21 protein-coding genes and 2 pseudogenes are annotated in these 20,438 nt (G+C 35.6%); 6 read left to right on the plus strand and 17 right to left on the minus strand.

Annotated features, from left to right (window positions below):
- Positions 1-93: 93 nt before the first annotated feature.
- Positions 94-834, minus strand: coding sequence for an NAD-dependent epimerase/dehydratase family protein (locus tag B494_RS0109345; RefSeq protein ID WP_017472133.1), 741 nt, complete (start codon positions 832-834; stop codon positions 94-96).
- 58 nt (positions 835-892) lie between these two features.
- On the opposite strand from B494_RS0109345, the pseudogene B494_RS21430 reads away from it, so the two are divergent.
- The 4 genes and pseudogenes from B494_RS21430 to B494_RS20520 form a co-directional block, all read left to right on the plus strand.
- Positions 893-1,069: pseudogene (locus B494_RS21430) on the plus strand (IS1380 family transposase); the annotation flags it as partial.
- 251 nt (positions 1,070-1,320) lie between these two features.
- Positions 1,321-2,193 (plus strand): AraC family transcriptional regulator, encoded by an 873-nt coding sequence (locus tag B494_RS0109350; RefSeq protein ID WP_017472134.1) that lies wholly within the window; start codon positions 1,321-1,323, stop codon positions 2,191-2,193.
- Between the two features lie 17 nt (positions 2,194-2,210).
- On the plus strand, positions 2,211-2,786 hold the full coding sequence (locus tag B494_RS0109355) for a GNAT family N-acetyltransferase (protein WP_017472135.1): 576 nt from the start codon (positions 2,211-2,213) through the stop codon (positions 2,784-2,786).
- An 85-nt stretch (positions 2,787-2,871) separates the two neighbouring features.
- Positions 2,872-3,105, plus strand: a pseudogene (locus tag B494_RS20520) (recombinase family protein); the annotation flags it as partial.
- A 450-nt stretch (positions 3,106-3,555) separates the two neighbouring features.
- On the opposite strand, the gene B494_RS0109370 reads toward B494_RS20520, so the two are convergent.
- The 4 genes from B494_RS0109370 to B494_RS0109385 form a co-directional block, all read right to left on the minus strand.
- The gene (locus B494_RS0109370; RefSeq protein ID WP_017472138.1) at positions 3,556-4,317 is read right to left on the minus strand and encodes an alpha/beta fold hydrolase; all 762 of its coding nucleotides are present in this window, start codon (positions 4,315-4,317) and stop codon (positions 3,556-3,558) included.
- Positions 4,318-4,419: 102 nt separating this feature from the next.
- Positions 4,420-5,643, minus strand: a complete 1,224-nt coding sequence (locus B494_RS0109375; RefSeq protein ID WP_017472139.1) for a peptidase U32 family protein — start codon at positions 5,641-5,643, stop codon at positions 4,420-4,422.
- Positions 5,644-5,660: 17 nt separating this feature from the next.
- A complete protein-coding gene (locus B494_RS0109380) occupies positions 5,661-6,584 on the minus strand; it encodes a peptidase U32 family protein (RefSeq protein WP_017472140.1) in 924 nt (307 codons plus the stop codon).
- A 103-nt stretch (positions 6,585-6,687) separates the two neighbouring features.
- A complete protein-coding gene (locus tag B494_RS0109385; protein WP_017472141.1) occupies positions 6,688-7,665 on the minus strand; it encodes a P1 family peptidase in 978 nt (325 codons plus the stop codon).
- A gap of 83 nt (positions 7,666-7,748) precedes the next feature.
- Between B494_RS0109385 and B494_RS0109390 the strand changes: the two genes are divergently transcribed.
- Positions 7,749-8,030 carry an acylphosphatase gene (locus B494_RS0109390; RefSeq protein ID WP_017472142.1) on the plus strand — a complete coding sequence of 94 codons (282 nt, stop codon included), beginning with the start codon at positions 7,749-7,751 and terminating at the stop codon, positions 8,028-8,030.
- Between the two features lie 108 nt (positions 8,031-8,138).
- Here B494_RS0109390 and B494_RS0109395 read toward each other — a convergent pair whose 3' ends face one another.
- The 12 genes from B494_RS0109395 to B494_RS0109455 form a co-directional block, all read right to left on the minus strand.
- Entirely contained in the window at positions 8,139-8,378 is a 240-nt protein-coding gene (locus tag B494_RS0109395) for an indolepyruvate ferredoxin oxidoreductase subunit alpha (protein ID WP_017472143.1), read from the minus strand.
- Positions 8,379-8,413: 35 nt separating this feature from the next.
- Positions 8,414-8,959 carry a histidine phosphatase family protein gene (locus B494_RS0109400; RefSeq protein WP_017472144.1) on the minus strand — a complete coding sequence of 182 codons (546 nt, stop codon included), beginning with the start codon at positions 8,957-8,959 and terminating at the stop codon, positions 8,414-8,416.
- A 71-nt stretch (positions 8,960-9,030) separates the two neighbouring features.
- Positions 9,031-9,240: a DUF6501 family protein gene (locus B494_RS0109405; protein WP_017472145.1), complete on the minus strand. Its 210-nt coding sequence runs from the start codon at positions 9,238-9,240 to the stop codon at positions 9,031-9,033.
- A 170-nt stretch (positions 9,241-9,410) separates the two neighbouring features.
- Positions 9,411-10,379 carry a peptide-methionine (S)-S-oxide reductase MsrA gene (gene msrA, locus B494_RS0109410; RefSeq protein ID WP_017472146.1) on the minus strand — a complete coding sequence of 323 codons (969 nt, stop codon included), beginning with the start codon at positions 10,377-10,379 and terminating at the stop codon, positions 9,411-9,413.
- A 59-nt stretch (positions 10,380-10,438) separates the two neighbouring features.
- Positions 10,439-10,984, minus strand: coding sequence for a VrrA/YqfQ family protein (gene vrrA, locus B494_RS20150; RefSeq protein WP_017472147.1), 546 nt, complete (start codon positions 10,982-10,984; stop codon positions 10,439-10,441).
- A 411-nt stretch (positions 10,985-11,395) separates the two neighbouring features.
- Positions 11,396-12,478, minus strand: a complete 1,083-nt coding sequence (locus tag B494_RS0109420) for a TPM domain-containing protein (RefSeq protein ID WP_017472148.1) — start codon at positions 12,476-12,478, stop codon at positions 11,396-11,398.
- A 314-nt stretch (positions 12,479-12,792) separates the two neighbouring features.
- Positions 12,793-13,041, minus strand: coding sequence for a DUF2584 family protein (locus tag B494_RS0109430; RefSeq protein WP_017472149.1), 249 nt, complete (start codon positions 13,039-13,041; stop codon positions 12,793-12,795).
- Between the two features lie 52 nt (positions 13,042-13,093).
- Complete coding sequence (locus B494_RS0109435) at positions 13,094-16,204, minus strand: AAA family ATPase (RefSeq protein ID WP_017472150.1); 3,111 nt, start codon at positions 16,202-16,204, stop codon at positions 13,094-13,096.
- A gap of 1 nt (position 16,205) precedes the next feature.
- The gene (locus B494_RS0109440) at positions 16,206-17,360 is read right to left on the minus strand and encodes an exonuclease SbcCD subunit D (RefSeq protein ID WP_017472151.1); all 1,155 of its coding nucleotides are present in this window, start codon (positions 17,358-17,360) and stop codon (positions 16,206-16,208) included.
- Between the two features lie 216 nt (positions 17,361-17,576).
- Complete coding sequence (locus tag B494_RS0109445) at positions 17,577-17,792, minus strand: YozE family protein (protein ID WP_017472152.1); 216 nt, start codon at positions 17,790-17,792, stop codon at positions 17,577-17,579.
- Between the two features lie 17 nt (positions 17,793-17,809).
- Positions 17,810-18,298 carry a dihydrofolate reductase gene (locus tag B494_RS0109450; protein WP_017472153.1) on the minus strand — a complete coding sequence of 163 codons (489 nt, stop codon included), beginning with the start codon at positions 18,296-18,298 and terminating at the stop codon, positions 17,810-17,812.
- Between the two features lie 13 nt (positions 18,299-18,311).
- A complete protein-coding gene (locus B494_RS0109455) occupies positions 18,312-19,271 on the minus strand; it encodes a thymidylate synthase (RefSeq protein ID WP_017472154.1) in 960 nt (319 codons plus the stop codon).
- 135 nt (positions 19,272-19,406) lie between these two features.
- On the opposite strand from B494_RS0109455, the gene B494_RS0109460 reads away from it, so the two are divergent.
- Positions 19,407-20,438 (plus strand): C40 family peptidase, encoded by a 1,032-nt coding sequence (locus B494_RS0109460; protein WP_017472155.1) that lies wholly within the window; start codon positions 19,407-19,409, stop codon positions 20,436-20,438.

Genomic DNA, 20,438 nt, shown 5'->3' on the forward strand with positions numbered 1-20,438 from the left:
AAGAAGATATGTCGAATGTGACTTTATGTATGATATAGTAGTATGCGTTATGTTAGCGTTATAGTGGTGATATTATTGTTAGCATAAACTATTTTAATTATCGAAAGTAAATCCGCATTCTTTAAAGGCATCGCTTATTGGTGAATAATTTAATTTTTCTTTAGCCTTTTGAATGTCCAACCTTTTATATTTATTATTTGAAATTGCATTAATAATTTCAAAAGTATTTCCAATATCGATTGAAATGCACTTATCAACTAATTGAACAAGGTCCTCAGGGCTTAGATATGCACTCATATCTCTAGCATTTAAACTTTTATTATATTTCTTCACTTCATCAAACGCACCTATTCTTAATGCTATAAAGGGAATATGATATTCATAAGAAAAATAAGAGGCTAGAGATTCACAGAAAACTTTACTGACGCCATATAAATTTTTGGGTCGAACGGGGTCGTTTTCGCTTAATTGCACATCTACGGGATATGCTTCAATAGTTTGAGCGCTGCTTGCAAATATAACTTTTTTAACTTTATTATCTACAGCTGCTTTAAATACGTTGTATGTTCCTTTTATATTGCTTTCTAATATTGATTCGAAATTCTGTTCAGGATTAGGATTTCCTGCTAAGTGAATAACAACATCTATACCTGAAAACAATGATTTACAAGCCTGAGCATCATTTATATCTAATTCTTCAATTAGAAAATTATTATTCAATTTTGTTAGCTTTTTCTTGTCTATATCTGTTAACGTTAGTGAATATTTATCTTTCAATCCATATGTCAAAGAGCTTCCTATTGCTCCAGCAGCACCCGTTAGTAAAATTTCCACTCAAATCATCTCCCATCATGCATGTTATACATTCAATATACAGGGAATAATGTAAATTTACAATTTAGTTGACTTTAAGGGCTTGATCGTTGATTCCATTCGACTAGGATTTCTTAAAGTCTGCAGCTGATCAAAGCTGGCAGACGAGTTTATCTTAAAGTAGCTAGCTATCATGTTTATCAATGTAAGTTCTACGCTGTCTTTGAGACTAGTGTGGTCTAGGCAATGGATTTGAACTAGATGTTCGACCCAATACACTTATTTATGGGGTACCACCAACATTTTGACATAAAACCCACGTTAATACATTTTATGGAATTAAAGATACGGCATTCCTTTTCTAAAGGGAGCCGTCTTTTTATATGCACTTAAAATCTCAAAAAGAAGAACACAGTATAGGTTACAATATAAATGTACGAATTAGCACAAATTATCAAAAAATTCTTTTGTTTAAATTATAAAATGAATATACAGAGGTGTTGAGGAATGGATTACTTTGAAAGAATACAAAAATCGATTGAATACATTGAAAGGAACTTACAAGACGAATTGAATATTACTGAAGTTTCCTCAAAATCTTGTTTTTCAGTTTTTCATTTTCAGCGACTTTTCCAAGCAATTACGGGATTTTCTGTGCAGCAGTACATAAGAGACAGAAGACTTTCTGAAGCTGCGAAATTACTGAAGGAAACGGAAAAGAACATATTAGAAATAGCAATATCTTTTCAATATGGTTCCCAAGAAGCATTTACGCGCGCTTTTGTAAATTGTTTTGGTATAACCCCAGCTAAATATCGAAAAGAAGAAACTATTATAAGCCAGCAAATCAAAATTAACTTTTTGGATTATAAAAATAGAATGAAAGGAGATATAAGTATGAACAAACCTGAAATAACCTTACTGAACAAGAAACATATTATCGGTTACGAGTACAAAACAAATTTAAATAACGAAAAATATTTTGCAGAAGTTCCGGGATTTTATATTGATTTTGGAAGAAATGAATATTATCAGCGAATTCCTAAGAAAATTACACCTAATATGTCATACGGTATATCAACTAACTTTCATGATGATGGTCATTTTTCGTTTATTGTTGGTGAAGAAGTTCAAGAATCTAATACAGAATTAGAAAATGGTTTTGTGAATTTTGAAATTCCAGGGGGTAAATATGCTGAATTCAAAGTCAACGGCACCACTGATTTAGTTCAAAACACTAGAAGATACATCTATGGGACATGGCTACCTAATTCTAATTATGAAAGAAAAGATGGACCAGATTTTGAAGTTACAGATGTCTTAAATTCAACATTTCCAAATGAAATGAAAATGAAGATTTACATACCCATTAAGGAATAGCCTAAGGAGAGAATAGCATGAATTTAGAAATGGTTTTTGGAAATTTTCCAATATTGGAATCAGAGAATCTAGTATTAAGAAAGATTGAAGAAGTACACTTACAGGAAGTATATACGATCTACGACAACGACAAAATATTTGAATATTGTGGGATCATTCCTAAACATAACGTACAAACGGTAAGTAAGATGATTGGCCATTTTGATAGGGATTTCCATAAAAAAAGTAGAGTTAAATGGGGTATCTTTCAGAAGAATCAAAGTAATAAATTGGTGGGAATTATAGAAGCTATGGATTTTAACCAAAAAGTGGATATGGTGTCTATTGGTTACTTTTTGACAGAAGACGATTGGGGAAAGGGCATTGCAACTGAATCCGTTCGTAAGCTAGTAAAATTTTTATTTGAAGAAGTTAATGTAAACAGAATTCAAGCAGAGGTCATGCCTGCAAACGAGGTTTCAAAGAAGGTCCTCTTAAAAAACGGTTTTATAAAAGAAGGATTGTTAAGACAAGCTTCTTTATGGTCTGGTAAAGGAGTAATTGATTTAGAAATATACGGCATCCTTAGAGAAGACTATATACATTTAAAGTAAAATAATACATCTATGTTAATTTTTAATCCGTTCTCTTCTGAACGGGTTTCTATGTTAAATAAAATAGAAGATTTTTTGCTATTGTATCTCAAGATCTACCAAGCACTTAATTGAACTAGCAGAAACATTTGAGGAAAGAAAGGTTAATTTCATTTCTATAAGGGACAGTATTGATACATCGACTGCAATGGGGCGTTTTTTCTTTCGTACAATGGCAAGTATTGATGAATTAGAGAGGGACATCATCAGTGAACGTACGAAAGCAGGTTTACAATCTGCTAGAAGTAGAGGTAGGAAAGGCGGAAGGCCAACTAAGGAATAAACTCTTTAAGACCCTTAAACCGATAAATTCTTGTGCCGGTACCCTTAAAGTAAGGTTTACCGGTTTTTTTATAGTAAAAAATGTATTAGTGTGGGTTTTACGTCAAAATGTTGGAGGTATCCCTTTATTGAATAGATCTAATATAAACTAGCTTTTATGATGTGAGCTATACATACGGCGTGAAGTCATTTTGTCGTTCAAAAAGAAATAGCAAAGAGCGTGTGTAAGAGGCGGTGAGAACGATGATTATGAATGTTAATAGTTATAATCAAATCAAACAAAGCAGTAGGTCAGGTGAGAAGTCAATCAAAGATGGAGAACAGAATATAGTTTAGTCAAATTTAATATTCTAGTTTACATAATATATATTATCGGAAGTTATGAGTGAATATAGATCATTCATCTCATTAAAGAAGTATACTTATGATAGTGAGACAGAATAAAAAATTAGATATGATAATCGATAAATGCTCTTATTAAATGATTAAATGCTTCTGCTTTTTTGGGCGGAATTTGGTGTGTCCCGTCTTCTACATAAGCTAATTGAATAAACGTATTCTCTTGATAATACCTTCGATAATAATGTGTAAAGTCCGTGACATTGCCATAGATAAATAAGCTTTTACAGTTTATTTTATTGATATAATGTCTAATATCTACCCGATGTGTGCTCAAATAATATTGATACCATTTATTTGGGTTTGATTGATGAATGTGCTTTAATAGTTTCTTTCGATCACTATCATTTGTTGTATTACTAGCTGCTAGCCTATTTGATAAGAAATTTCTGGAAACCCGTAATGTAAACATACCTGCTAAATATATAAGATGTAACGCTGAAGTTTTAACGTTTGGATAGCCTCCAGCAATGATTAATGCTTCGATTCGATCTGGATAGTGACAAGCAAAGATTTGTCCAACTACGCCTCCAGCTGAGTATGCACATATAATAACTTTGTTAATGTCTTCTTTATCCAAGATGGCTTCAATCTCTTTACAATATTGATCGATAATATGTAGCCGATACTGAGCTGTGGATTGCCCGTGTCCACTAAAATCAGGCATAATTAATTGATAGTATTTAGCTAATGATAATTGTGTTTGAAAAACAATTCGGCCTAAACCTGGAGGATGAATGAAAAGTATCGGTAAACCTTCACCAATTACTTCATAATAGATTTCATTTTGTTCAAACTTGACGGTTTTCATAGTACCCTCCCCTTTACTATTTTGGTTTGCCCTTGTTTCTTTACCTTTATACAAAATAATACAGTAAAAAAGTAAAAGATTAGAGGTTAACCCTCTAATCTTTTACTTTTGTTTCCGCATCATATCATAATATTTTAAAGGTTGATCAACTTTTATTTTTGTGGTCATCATCGCATGTTTGGCCCGATCTATCGATTCACCTTGTTCATCCCATAACTCAGTGATGGTTTGTTTAAAATGATAGAAATGGGGTCCGAAAAATTCAACTTCATCACCGACACCAAAGCTATTTCGCTGTTGAATTGTTGCAATTTGTGTCTGTTGATCATAGTCAAGTACTAAACCAGCAAAATCATATTTAGGGATCCGATCTGGTTTGCCGAATAATTGATCCTTATCTGTCGGTTCATTATAATAAAAAGCTGTTGATAAGGAACGCTGTGCAGCTTTCCATATTTCATCAATCCACGCTGGATCAATTTGATAATGATCCGGATCTTCAAAATATGTATCAATGATTTTTCGATATACATTTACGACTGTTGCAACATAGTGGATGCTTTTCATGCGCCCCTCAATTTTTAGTGAATCAACACCAGCCTCAATTAAGTCCGGTAAGTGTTCAACCATGCTTAAATCTTGGGCACTCATTGTATATTTCTCATCTGCTTGCTCTGATAAAGAGATGTCATCATCGTTACCATCTTCAAATAAATCATACTTCCAACGACAAGATTGAGCACATCCTCCGCGATTCGCGTCACGCGATGTCATATGATTGGAAAGTACACACCGTCCAGAGTAAGAAATGCACATCGCACCATGGATAAATGCTTCAATTTCAATATCTACTTTTTCCTTCATTTCCCGAATTTCTTCAACAGATACTTCACGTGCTAAGACCACGCGTGGAATCCCTTCATTTTTCCAAAATTGTGCTGTTCTCCAATTGGCAATGGATGCTTGTGTACTAATGTGTATTTCTAAATCTGGTGCAGCTTCACGACAAGATTGAATCAGTGCAGGATCGGCAGCAATAACAGCTGAGACACCAACTTCATAGAGGTTTTTAAAATACTCATGTGCCCCCTCTAAGTTTTCATTATGAGCAATAATATTAGTGGCAACATATACTTTTGCTCCGTACTTATTTGCAAACGCAACACCTTCACGCATTTCATCAAAGGTGAAATTCCCCGCCTTAGAACGGAGCCCAAATTGTCTTCCGCCAATGTAAACAGCGTCAGCTCCATAGTGAATTGCAAATTTTAATTTTTCAAGATTACCTGCGGGTGCAAGCAATTCTGGTTTTTGTCTTGTTGTCATAACCCATACACCTCTTGTTAATATATCTGTTCTTTAAAGTAAAAACCGGTATTCATCGCGCGTTGCTCAGGTTGAATATCTTCAATAGCCTGTCTCCACCCTGACTTCTTTATTTGGTAATGGCGGGGATTGTTTAAGTAGGTATCAATAGCTTCTCGGTAAATAGAAACAATTTTTTCATTATAAGATTTTGTCTTTAATATGCCATTAATCAGTAAGCCATCAATTTCTGCTTCTAGTATTTGATCTAGATATTCAATCATCACTAAATCTTCGTTACTCATAATATGGGTACCATTCCCATCTTCAAAGATCGGATAGTGTGTATCATCTTTCTTATCTTCTTTAATAAAACGCATTTGCTCGGGATTATAGTCCTCTTTTATATGATTGTAATAATTACGGATCAGTTTACGTTTTGATTGAAAAATACACGTCATACCATGTACTTGTATTTCTATTGGAAATGCAACCTTTTGTTTTATTTCAATAACGGCATCAAGTGATAATTCATTTGATAGTGTCGCACGTTTTAGCCCGCGTTGATGCCAAAAATTTAAAGTCTGATAATTTGTTGATAATGTAGCTGGATTCCATGTTAAAGGGAGCGTTAAATTGAGCTCGTCTAGTAGCTGAAAAATCGCTTGATCGCCAGCAATAATACCATCTACTCCAAATGTTTCAAGCGTCTTTAAATAATCGGGTAGTTGTTTTAAGTGGTCATTATGAAAAATAGCGTTAACCATGATATAGATGCGCTTTCCTTCTAAATGCAGCCAATCTGTCGCCGATTTCACTTGATCTAAAGTAAAATCACCACAAACACGATTTCCAAATTGTTGATTCCCTAATACAATAGCATCTGCACCAGCTTTTGTTAAAGCTTTAACTTCGTCTAAATCTTTTGCAGTGGCTTGGAGTTCAGGTTTATATAAACACATCATTGTTCACCTCAAAAAAATACAGTCTAATGTTTATTATGAAGCAAATAATCAAAAAAGCAGTGATAAAAATCACAGTTTTTTATACTTTATAATATATTTTCTAACTAAAGCGATCCCTAACGTCTTGATAGCTTGGATAACTTTCGACTGACTGAGCAGATTTAATCGCGTTGATGATCGCTTTTTCAACTACAGTAGTAGCCAACATGGAAATTACATTTAAATCTACTTCTTCCTCGTTACTGCTTAAAGTAAATAACGTATCACCATCGACAAAGCTGTGTGACGGTCGCATCGTTCTTGCTAGACCATCATGAGCTACACTAGCTATTTTATTCATTTGTGCTTTCGTAGCTTTGGCATTAGTCATAACGACACCAATCGTCGTATTGCCAGAAAAACGATTAGTCGATTGAGTCATTTGATTGCATAACTGTTGCTCACTATCCAAAAACATGTGTTGCCCCCTATCATAAGCACCTGCCAATACTTTTCCTGTTGTTGGATTAATAATATCGCCAAAGCTATTAACAGCAATTAATGCTGCTATCTTAACCCCACTTAACTCTACTGCATAGTACCCTATCCCACCTTTCATTGCATAATCAGGTCCACAACATTTACCTACAGTTGCACCTAATCCGGCACCGACATTCCCAACTAACCCTTTTGCTGTCCCTGCATTTAAGCAGGCTTGATAACCCAACTCGGCGTCTGGGCGCACGGAAGGATTACCGATCATTAAGTCAAAAAGAACTGCACCAGGAACAATAGGGATATGGGCAGCTGGTGTGCTAAATCCAATTTGTTTCTTTTCTAAATAACGCATGATACCTGTAGCAACATCCAAGCCATACGCACTTCCGCCTGTCAAAAAGATGGCGTGCACCTTGTCTATTAGATTCTCTGATTTCAGTAAATCTGTTTCGCGCGTCCCTGGTGATCCGCCGCGTACATCAACGCCTGCGATAGCCCCATTAGGAGCGAGAACAACTGAGCACCCTGTTAAACCGTTTGGATAGGTTGCATGGCCGATTTGAAAATGTGGAAAGGCTGACGGTGTAATTTCTTTTAACAAAGTGATGTCCTCCTTATGTTGGTTTAGTATAATATGAACGAGGGAACGAAATATATAGATAATGAATAAAGGAGTGATGTGATATGTCCCGTTTACGCGCTCATATGATTGTTTCGGGTAGAGTTCAAGGGGTTGGTTTTCGATATACCACGCAAATGAAAGCGAAGGAAATAGGCGTGTGCGGTTGGGTGAAAAATTTACCTGATGATACGGTTGAAATTGAAGGTGAAGGTGAAGTTGATAAATTATATCAGTTTATTGATGCGATCAAAGCTGGGCCAAGCCCATCTGCTCAAGTTGAAGATGTTGATCTGAATATTTACGAAGAACTTAAAGCGTACCAGTCCTTTGATGTCGTTTACTGATTTTGCTATTAAAATGAAAAAAGTCGTGTATTTATTAAACAAATATACACGACTTTCTTATTCATTACAGATAACTATCGGTAAAACGTCCACTGATTAAAGGACATTTTATTTTTCTTCAAAAAAACGACGGTTTAATGCAATGTATTCATGCTCTTCTTCTGGAACTTCATCCTCCATAAAAATAGCTTCAACAGGACAAACCGCTTCACAAGCACCACAGTCAATACAAATATCAGGATCAATATAAAACATATCGTCTCCCTCTTCTATACAATCAACAGGGCATACCTCTTCACATTCCCCAGCCTTTTCTCCAATACATGGAGATGTTATAACAAACGCCACTCTAAATGCCTCCCTCAAAAATAGTGTAAATGCTTTTACCAAATATGTTGAAGTTGATAAAAGTCTTGCTCATGTTCAATAATGAAAATATCAGGATTTTTTAATAATCGCCATTGTGTAAAACCATAGCCCTCCTCAAACTGAGAGAGCAGGAGCATAAGTAAGTTACCGTGAGTCACCATCGCAATTTGTTGATGATTTGGATCTTCCATTGCTTCTTTAATGACTTGAAGCCCACGTTGTAATGCATCATTGGATGACTCGCCACCAGGTAGTCGATAATCCATATCTTTAAATGATGTCTCAACAACATCAAACCAATCATCAACAGGCTGATCACTTAAGATACGTTCTTGTAATCGAGAGTCTGTTTCAATATCAATCTCATTTTGTCTTGCATAAGGCTTTATTGTTTCGACAGCTCTCATATATGGGCTGGAAATAATTCTATCCAATTTTAATCCCTTTGAATTTAAGAATTCAGCTAATCGTCTTGCTTGATTAACGCCGTTATTCGTCAAAGGAGAATCTTTATGTTGACCTTCTGCTTGACAATGTCGAATAAGAATGAGCTTTTTCATTGGATCATCTCCTGATTAGGCTAAGAGTCAATAGGGTTACCTACCATATAAAGCTGATATTAGGGCAATTATTATTTGAATTCCTCAGTAAAATATGTTTTTCGGAATCCACCAATACGATTTGAATTATCAATAATAAAATAAAACTCGTCTGTCTCATTTTTTACATCATATACCTTCTCTGGTGTTAGCATATTATTAACAACAAATTTTTTAGCATTCGTGTGAACACATTTTATTTGTTTAATGGTTTCATTTTCTTCCCAGTATTTATGGATCAAGGTAATTCTTCCTCCCTTTTCCTTTCCTATTAAACTTATCTTATATTTTAGCACGTTTCTACAAAAAAAATAACCATTGTATATAAAAAAGTTCAATTCATGTTATATAGAAGGTTTATTAGTTAATACGAAGGTTAAAATAATCATTTTCACCTTCACGTTCTTTTGTATTATGACTGATTAAACAACTGCTTATATGCACCATAACCTTCAGCTTCTAATTCATGTTTTGGAATAAATCTTAGAGCGGCTGAGTTAATGCAATAACGCGTGCCACCAAATTCAGTAGGACCATCATCGAATACATGTCCTAAATGACTATCTGCACCTTTACTTCTTACTTCAATACGTCTCATGCCATGAGAGGTGTCAAGGGATTCTTCAATTTCATTACGATTTATGGGTTTCGTAAAGCTTGGCCATCCACAACCAGCATCATATTTATCTAATGAAGAAAATAAAGGTTCTCCACTAACAATATCTACATAAATCCCTTCGTCTTCAGTTGCATAGTAATCATTCTGAAACGGTTTTTCTGTACCGTTTTCTTGGGTCACGTGGTATTGAAGTGATGTTAACTTGGATTTTAATTCTTCCTTAGAATAGGAAGGTTTCCAATGGTTTTTGATGAAAGCTTCTCTACCAGAACCTTGTTTATATAAGCGGTAATGAAAGCTGTTTTTTTGATAATAATTTTGATGTTTCTCTTCTGCTCGATAAAACGTTTTTGCCGGTAAAATTTCAGTTACAATAGGCTTATCGAACTTATTTGATTTACTTAATGCATGTTTAGACGCTTCGGCTATTTCTCTTTGTTCGCTATTGTGATAAAAAATGGCTGATTTATATGATGAGCCTCTATCGTTAAATTGTCCACCTCTATCAGTTGGATCGATTTGTTTCCAAAAAAGATCGACTAATTTTTCATAGGGGAATATATTAGGATCATAGGTGATTTGTACAGCTTCGTAATGCCCCGTTGTATCTGAACAAACTTCTTCATAAGTTGGATTGTCTTTATGTCCGCCAGTATAGCCAGAGACAACAGATATAATACCTGGTTGTTGATCGAAAGGCTCCACCATACACCAAAAACAACCTCCTGCGAATGTAGCTAGCGCTTGATCTGAATGTACCAAATGAATATCTCCTCACTTATTTAGTATATCCTCTATTTTAAATGCGATTACAATGATTATCAAATATAGAGCTTCGGTTTATTATATTCAGTTTGATTTTGGTCTGCTAATGTTTCAATGCGATATAGATTTTTTGAATGATTACTTGTTTCTCTGATTTGGTCATTGGATTCTATCTTCACCTGGTGTTCTTGTTGTTGATTGTCATCTTCAACTGCTAAGATATCTGATAAATCACTTGGCTCGTCATCTTCTTTTTTCGCTTCATCAGTAGACGAGTCAGTTGCATCGTCGTCACTTTCATTAAATTCCTTCATCAGTGCTAGCATACCAGGTAAATTCTTTAACAATGGACCATATTGTTGAAGTGTTGGTGTGAAAGAGTGAGCCATTTTTAAAACATTCTGCAATTGATCAAGCGTTTGTGTTAAATTACCACCTGCGGGGATGAATTTTTGAAGTAGACCCGTAAGCCCTGTTTTAGGTGCGGCTTGAGCCGCCATATAAGGTTGTTGGATATTTGGCATATTAGACATCCAAGGAGCGGCTTGGAAGGTTTGATTAAAAGGATAACCACTTGTATAGTTGGAAGGCATTTGCTTCATTTTATTCCCCTCTTTTCTCTGCTTCTTACTTAATAGCTTACGCTGGGCAGATAAAATTGTGATTCAAGATCAACAAAATGGCAAGATTATTTATAATGCTAAAGTGTGGTGTTCGAGAGCCATATTTACAGAAATGCGCAACACCTATTAACCCGACTGATAATCACAGCTTGATCACAAAAAATCGGCGATAATAGCTTGTCTCAAAATAGACAGTAGTGATTTTCTATTTTAAGTCGGGAGTACGTTGAAATACAAAAAGTACACCCCTCTTTAGTAGACAGATAATCTTTATGTTTCAATCTGTCTACCTAAAGGGATGTACATCATTTACTCACCAAGTTGGTTTACTAAACCATTTGGTATCTATCGTTTTTCTTACTGTGCTTCGGTACTGCGAATCACTATGCTTTAATCTTCTTTGGTGTTTTGCTTATAGTTTTTCGCTAAGTCATCTGCTTCGCTACTTCCAAAAGTATTTAAAGGTTTATTTAACATTTCTTCAGTTTGCTTCGCTTCTTCATTTTTTTGCTTTTGCTTATGCTTCCACCATTTGAATAAAATAAAGATAAGCGCCACGATAGCAATAAGTATCCAAACGGTAATCCATGGTGAGCGCGTTACTTCCATTATTCGATCAGCTGTCTGCTGGAATGAACGACTGAAAAATTCTGCATCTGTCAAATTATCATCAAAGTAATAGCGATTAACATAATCAAGCAAGATAGCTGCTGCTTCGTTATCAATAACACTTCTTGCTTGTGATCCCACCACATAGTAAGTCATATATTCGTTTGCTCGAGGCTCAAAGAATATCAATAATAAATGCGCTTCATCTGTGAATAATTGGTCATATAAATCATGGCTATATTCTTCTATTTCTGTTTCTGACGGGTTTTTACTTCCATCTATTTCATCAACTATGTAAACATGTGGTTGAACGCCTGTCTCATTATAAAAATGACGGAGCCCATCGATCATTACCGTGTGATTGTCAATCCAACCTACATTGTCGGTGTAGTAGTCTGTTTCGTCTACAGATCCGTCTGGTAGAGCTTCTCTTTCTACAGTGGATTGCTGTACATTACTTGAAAAAAGGTTACTAGAAAAACCATTATTGAAATTCAAGAAAAAATTAGGGATAGGTGAAAAAACCATTAATCCTAATAGAATAAAAATAATAATAATAGCAAAACCACAACCTGATCCACCACACCCAGGTGCGCCATAATAACCTCTACGTCGCCATGGTCGACGATAAAAAGGTCTGCCATAGAATCCGCCTGTTCTCGGTCGATAGCCACCACCTCTAGGTCTGTTTGCAGAAGGCTGAGCACCTCCTCTTTTCTTACCTGGTCCAAACGAGTTGCCAACACGACTTCGACCGCCGCTTCCTCGGCCGCCACCGAAAGCACCGCCCCGTTTACCAGAACCTCCGCCTCCTCGACCGCCGGAAGCACCGCCTCGTTTACCAGAACCTCCACCTCTTCCCATATCTCTGTCACTCCTTAATTTTGTAATAGTTCTTTGCATTTTTAAAATCTAGCATAGGAAATTTAGTATGTCAATGATTAGAAAGTATGGTGAGTTTATGTTTAGATGTAGTGTAATAATAAAAATACCCTTTTGATTAAACAATTAAAATCAAAAGGGTAAAAGAAATGGATCGATTGAATTGAGGTGGGACATATCTAACGCTCATGTCTTGATTCACTTAAAGACCAATCAGTGGGAACGCCCATTGGTTGAAGGCGTGTTATATTTCCTGGGTAACCGCAATGTAATGGATAATCTGACAATCGATGCATTTAATTGACACTGTATAATGAATCGAGTTGATAGATGCAAAAAGTTCGATTGTCTCGCCAGGTTAGTTCTATTATTCTTCCGAAGCCAATTTGATCAGAATCTTTGTGTCTTCTAATTTCAATCTGGTCCTGGATCGGATATAATCGATAACCATCAATTGACATTTTAAATAGATTATTTTGATCTTCAACGCGTTCTTCTTGGCCTTCAGTAACTAAAGTCCATTCTAAGGTTAAAGGCATAGTCATTGGTAAGCACTCCCTTCTTAAATTAGTATATCGCCAAGTAAAAAATATTAACTTATAAGCTAAAGTTAGCAGTTGAACCTTGCGGTGTAACGTTAATTTGTAGTTTAGCATATATTTCTTCTTTAAGTTGAGGTACATGAGAAATAATACCTAATACACGATTAGAATGTTGTAAGGTTTTTAGCGTTTCGATCGCTTGCTCTAATGAAATTTCATCCAATGTGCCGAAACCTTCATCAATAAACAACGTATCAAGCTGTACCCCACCAGCATGTGCTTGGACGACATCAGCCATCCCTAGCGCTAAACTTAACGAAGCTTTAAAACCTTCACCACCTGATAATGTCTTTACTGAGCGCTTTTTACCTGTTTGCTGATCAAGCACCTCGATATCAAGACCGCTTTGAGCTCCGCGTTTGGCTAATTGATCACTTCTTAATAATTGATAACGGTGCTCACTGAGTTGATCAAATCTTAAATTTGCTTGTAATAAAATTTCATCTAGGAAAGACGTTAACACATAGCGCTCAAAAGATAACTTTAGATGATTGTCACCCCTAGCTAAATCTGATAATGCCGTCACATCAACGAAATCTTGTTGAAGTTTGTTATAGGCTTTTAATTGCTTGTTCGTATGATGATAAATTTTCTTATCATGTTCTAACTGATACTCTTGCTGTTCTAATTCGCGAATGAGTTGTTCGTACTCTTGTTGAATGACATCCGCTTTGTCTTGCCACTCCTGGAGATTTGGCCTTTGTTTGTCTCTTAATTGAGTAGTTAATTGCTCTGATCTTACCGCTACATTATTCACTTGGTCTTGATAGCTTTGAATTCGATCGGTTAGCTCTTGTTGCTGTGCTGCTGAGATTTTGGCTTCTTGGTACGTTTGCAAATCTTCAAATGATGTCTCCGCTCGTTTTTCATGGAATGTTTTGCTAGCTTCATTATAATAATCTTTTAATTTTTCTGTAAAGGATAAAATCGATGTGAAATGGACACGCTCCGTTTCAATCCGATTACTTAAGTCAGTAAGTTCCTGTTCTTGCTCATTATACCGCATTAGCCATTGTTCTAAATGTTTTTTTTCACTTTCTAGGTGATCAGCCCATTCTTGATAAGTCAAATCAGTATCTGGTAAGTCTTTCTGGTAAATAACACGTTGACCATGTAAATGCGTGATTTGATCACTTTTGTGCTGTAGTTGATAGCTAATTTTTTCAAGCTCTGCTTCGATAGCTTTTAGTTGGTCTTTAAGTTGATCCTTCTTTGTTTTATAATCTTGAATCTTCTGTTGTTCTTGTTTTAATGCTTGCTCACGATTGAGAAGTTGTTGGTATTCTGTTTGATAATTGTTTTCCACTTCGTTAATTCGCCCATTATTTAACAAGTCAAAAGGTATATCTAATTTACTTGCCAATTCTTCTACAAGATGCAACTGTGTTTGTCGACTTGCTTTCGCTTCAATCAATTGGTCACGTGTATCTGCTAGTTTTAGTTCTATCTCATCAATTTTTGAGACATAAAAGGATTTATCTGCTTGATTTAATGCCTGTACATGATCATTAGCTTTATTTGGGTGTGTCGTTGAGCCACATACTGGACAAGGAGATCCAGCAGATAAATATTTTGCTAATTGTGTGGCTTGATATTGGATGTTGTTATTTTCATGTTGTTGTAATTGTTGTTTTATTTTAAGTAACTGTTGATCTAACTCTTTATAATTTGACTCAACTGTATGATAAGTCTCGCTGGTTTCATTCCATGTCTGAAAGGCTTTTTGTAGTTTTTTAGCCTGCTTGTGTTTTTCCTCCAGCTCATTCATTTTTATTTTTAATTGATAAGTTTGGGTCGACCACTGATTTTCAAGTTTTAACTCCATTTCTATGCGTTCAAGTTGTTTTTGTTTGGTTAGCATATGATCTTTTTTGTCATTATATTCTTGCGCTATGATCTCTTTATCTTTGTTTGCTTGGCTTATCGCTTGATCAAATTGAAGAACTTGCTCCCAAGCTTGACGTTTCATTTCGAGTTTCTCTTGTGTTTTAAATTGTGTCGCATTCACTTCATATAATGGTTCTAACTCAGCTAATTGCTCTTGCTGCTCAGAAAACTGTTGTTTTAGTAAGTCAAGTTCTTTTACTTTCTGATCTTTTATTTGCTTTTGCTCTAGCCATTCTTGATAGCGCCTTTGTAAATCTGCTTCATAAGGTTCAAGTGATTTGGCTTGGACTGCTTTTGCTAACTTGTTTTGCTGTTCTTGAATGATTGGCTGTTGTTTTTCAAGCACTTGTTTCTCTTCTAATAGTTGATCGTATGTATGAAATAGATCGGCTAATTGTTCGGCTTGTCTTAATTGAGATTGTGCAACTGCTAAGTTTTTTTGTCTTTGTATTTGTTGTTGTTGTTTATCATCAATCCTTGCTGATGATCTAGCTATTTTATTTTCCAGTGCTTCAATGTAGTTGTTCCTTGTCCAATTTTCTCTTTGTTGTTCCGTTTCCAACCACTCAACTTGTTCAAATCCATGGTCAATATCATGATTAAGCCTCTCAAGTTTTGATTTTACTTGTGTTGCCTTTTCTTTTAATTGATCAATGATATCCCGATAAAAATAAGTGTGGAATATTTTTTGCAAGATCTTCTCACGCTCATTACTATTTTCAGTAATTAATTTTCTGAATTCTCCTTGAGGTATCATAATCATTTTTAAAAATTGATTATAATCAAGACCGAGCATCATTTCAATTGTTTCGTTTACTTCTTTCACTTTACTATAAAGGAGCTGCTGTTCCCCATTTTTAAGTTGGTATAAACTAGCTATGGCAGGCTCTTCACGTGTACCATCCCCTCGTTCTTTAGGCCGTTCTTGCTTTGGTCGACGAATAATTAAATATTCATTTCCCTTCAATTCAAAAGAAAAGCTCACTTCAGTTGGCTCTAATAAGTCAGCAAAGTCACTACGTAACGTATCATGATCACGATCACTGCCACTAGCTCTGCCGTATAAGGCAAAGCAAATCGCATCGAAAATCGTTGTTTTTCCAGCTCCAGTAGGACCAGTGATCAGAAAAATAGATTCTTTACCTAGTTGCTTGAAATCCAATATTTGTTGACTTCGATAGGGTCCAAATGCTGTCATCGTTAAAGTTAAAGCCCGCATATTATTGTCTCCTTTTTTGCAACATGAGTTGTTCGATGATCTCATTAATCATCTTTTCTCTTGCTTCAGGTATCGCTTCACCTTTGATTTCTTTATAAAAATTATGAAACAATTCTTGATGTGATAAATGCTGTTTTTCTTTAACCTGTAGAAGTTGCTCTAGACGCTGATTCGATTGTTTAACTTTTCTTTCTAACCTTAAAATATTAGGGAATTTTTTTCTTAATTGACTTACGGGATCAAGGACTTGTCCGTCATCTAATAAACAAATTTGGACATAGTCGTCACTCGGTTTATAATATGCATCGGAGATAAGCTGTTCGAAATAGCCTTCTATTATGCGCATCTCTCTCCTTGGTGTTAGCGGCACCCTCGTTATTTTCGTTTGCTTATCCGCTACGAGATCAATGATTGTCACCGATTTTTGTTGGCGCGCTTCGGAAAATGAATATTTCAATAAGGACCCACTATATTGAACGGTATCTCGCTTTACTCTTTGGGGCTGATGAAGGTGACCAAGTGCAACATAATCGAAAGCATTAAAAATATCAACATCAACGTAGGGGTTACCACCAATCATGGATAAACGATCCTCTGATTCTGACGCCATCCCTCCTGCTAAAAAAGCATGGGCAATACAAACATGGCGCTCTTGTTTATTTAAGCGAGCTTCAATTGATTGGACAATAACGGCCATTGCATCTTGATGTGATTGTATTTTATGATTAGGAAAAAGTGCTTTAATATCAGCAGGTTCAAAATATGGGATCAAATAAAAGTTAACCGGCCCCTGTTGATCTGTGAAAGTCAAATGTTCTACGGGTAATGTTATTTTCGATTCAATAAAGAGTTGATTTTTCCGAAATAATCGACTTCCAAAATGCAAGCGATCAGGACTGTCATGATTTCCAGATGTGACAAGCACAGGTGTTGAGTAGTCTGTTATTAATCTAGTAAAAGTTTGATCCAATAGATCTACGGCTTCTTTTGGCGGTATCGAACGATCATATATATCGCCTGCAATAATAATTACATCAGGTTTTTGATCATTAATAATTTCAAAAAATTGGTCTAGTATATAACTTTGATCTTCCGTCATATAGACGTTATTTACAAGTTTACCTAGGTGCCAATCGGCAGTATGCAATATTCTCATATGTTTGATCCTCCAATCTACTGCGTCCTATTCCCTATCCAACTTTCAATCAATGCGAATTTGTGTTTCTCGCGCTGATGACGAGTTGAGTGAATTAGGACATTAGTACCCGCTCATTCCGTCTAAAGAGATGAGCGCTGCCCTATATTTTTAGCTGGCTTTATGGACGGTTATCTATGATAAAAGTAATGAAGACTCTAGCAAAGCTAGAGTCTATTATCGTGTTTCTAAATAGTCATCCCACAATTGATCAAATATATTAACGGCATTTGTAAAAGGGATGTTCCATTCTAAGTAACGGCTAATCTCATCATAGGAAGAGCTGTGTTTTGGAAAGTCATGATCGTGAAAGATCCACTCAGCTAATTTTTGTTCATCTGTTTGTTGCTTGGTACCTCGATAACGCATGATATACTGATGAAAAGATTGCATAATAAAACTCCTTTATACTAACGGCGATCGTATTGTAGGAAATAGTAATCATAAGGGTTTTCTTTATTTTTTATTCCTTTTTCTTTGGTCGTTAGCGTCCAATCGGCTAAATCATATGCTGGGAAAAATGTATCACCCTCAAATGTATCGTCAATATAGGTAATATAGAGGCGGTCAGCATAAGGGAGAAAAAACTTATAAATCTCTCCCCCTCCAATAATAATCACTTCATTATCACCATTATGCTGTAAACGTTCAAGTAATGCATTGATATCATGATAAACCTCACAACCAGTTGCTTGAAAATGTTTATCACGTGTTAAGACAATATTATGTCGGTTAGGAAGTGGTTTGCCAAATGACTCAAACGTTTTTCTCCCCATAATAATTGTTTTACCCGTTGTCATTGCTTTGAAGTAACCTAAGTCATTCGGGATATCCCAAGGCATCCAGTTGTCTTCACCAATTAATCGGTTTTGATCGTGTGCAGCAATCATTGAAATCAAAAATATCCCTCCATTATACAGCAATAGGCGCTTTTATTGCTGGATGTGATTGATAGTTGTCTATGCTTATATCTGCTAACTCAATATCAAATATTGAAGAAAGTTTGTCGTTAATAGTTAGTGTTGGTAATGGAAAACAGTCACGTGTAAGTTGGGTCTTCACTTGGTCAACATGGTTTTGATAAATATGAGCATCACCTAACGTATGAACAAACTCACCCACAGCTAATCCACACTCATGTGCAATCAAATGCGTAAGTAACGCATAACTAGCAATGTTAAATGGAACCCCTAGAAAGACATCTGCACTACGCTGATAAAGCTGACATGACAATTTACCATCTGCCACATAAAATTGAAAAAGTGCGTGACATGGTGGCAACGCCATATTTTTCGGGACATCTTCTGGATTCCATGCCGAGACAATATGGCGACGTGAATCAGGATGATGTTTTATTGATTCAATAACATTAGCTATTTGATCAATGGTTTCTCCTTTTGATGATTGCCATGCTCGCCATTGCTTACCATAAACGGGACCAAGCTCACCATATTTTTTAGCAAAATCATTATTATTAATAATTTGTTGTTTGAATTTCTCCATTTCAAGTTGATATTGAGCATTGAATTCTGGATCAACCAAACTTCTATTACCAAAATCAGTCATATCTGGCCCTTGATAATCACTACTTTCCATCCAACGTTTAAACGCCCACTCATTCCATATGTTGTTATTGTTTTTCAGTAAATATTGAATGTTAGTGTCACCGCGAAGAAACCAGATAAGCTCAGATGCAATTAATTTAAAATTAACTTTTTTTGTTGTTAGTAATGGAAATCCTTTTGATAAATCAAAACGCATTTGTGCACCAAAAATCGAGTATGTACCAGTATTTGTACGGTCGTTCTTCTTATAACCTTCATTTAAGATTGACTGACATAAATTTAAATATTCTTGTTCACTATTTGACATTGGATCACTCTCCACTTTATAACTTATTTCCTGTTTAATATTACAGAATAATAACAACAGGTTCAATACACATTTATTGATTATTTAGTGAATACACTTTTAAAAACAACATTATAATGATAAGGAGGCGTTTGATTGTTAGCTCAAGCAGATATTACTCATCTTGTTAAGCAGTCAGTTGCCTATGGTTATATTGCCAGTCAACCCTTTACTTTTTATGTCGATGCTTATCCACTTTTGCAAAATCAATGGTTAATAACCGAAAAAGAAGAATTTATTGCATTTGGTGATCATAGTCCAACTATACGTATTATACAACAAAAGTTAAATAACCTAAATTATTTTGATGAGACCATTGATGGTGAATTTGGTTTATTTACAGAGTATGCATTGAAAAAATTTCAAATTGATCACAATATCGATTCGAATGGTGCGTTGAATACAGAAACACTAGAGTCCATTATGAAAGCGGAGCGACGTCATTACCTCGACCAGTTGACAGCTATCGATCATCCATTACAATATGGTGAAAAAAGTGAAGAAATTAAAGCGTTGCAAAAAGCCCTCTCTTATTTTGGCTATTACAGTGATGAGCTAGATAGTATTTATGGGCCGATTACAGAAGAAGCTTTGTTACAAGCGCAACGAGCGTTTGGGCTACCAGAAACCCCACATGTAACAACTGAGTTTGTAAATAACATGGAAGAAGAAACAGAAATACAAGTACTTGAGACACCAAACGATCAACAAGAAGAGGAAAAAGAAGATGTCGCACAATCGATCGAAAAAGATCAAACCAATACACAGGTAGAATCGATTATACAAACAGCTAAATCTCAAATTGGATCTCGCTATCAATGGGGTGGTACTTCCCCTTCCGGTTTCGATTGTAGTGGTTTTATTCAATTTGCTTTTGACCAACACGATGTGACACTACCAAGAACAGTATCAGACATGTGGCATCGAACGATTAAGGTTGATCAACCCTCAATTGGTGATCTTGTCTTTTTTGAGACATATAAGAAGGGTCCCTCCCATGCCGGGATATATTTAGGTAACAATCAGTTTATCCATGCAAGTGAATCGCAAGGGGTCTCTATTACTGAATTGACAAAAGAATATTGGCAATCGAGGTATTTAGGCAGTCGTCGTGTTTCACTAAACTAA

Origin of the sequence: Amphibacillus jilinensis Y1 (assembly GCF_000306965.1) — a bacterium.
In the GTDB taxonomy this organism is placed as follows: domain Bacteria; phylum Bacillota; class Bacilli; order Bacillales; family Amphibacillaceae; genus Amphibacillus_C; species Amphibacillus_C jilinensis.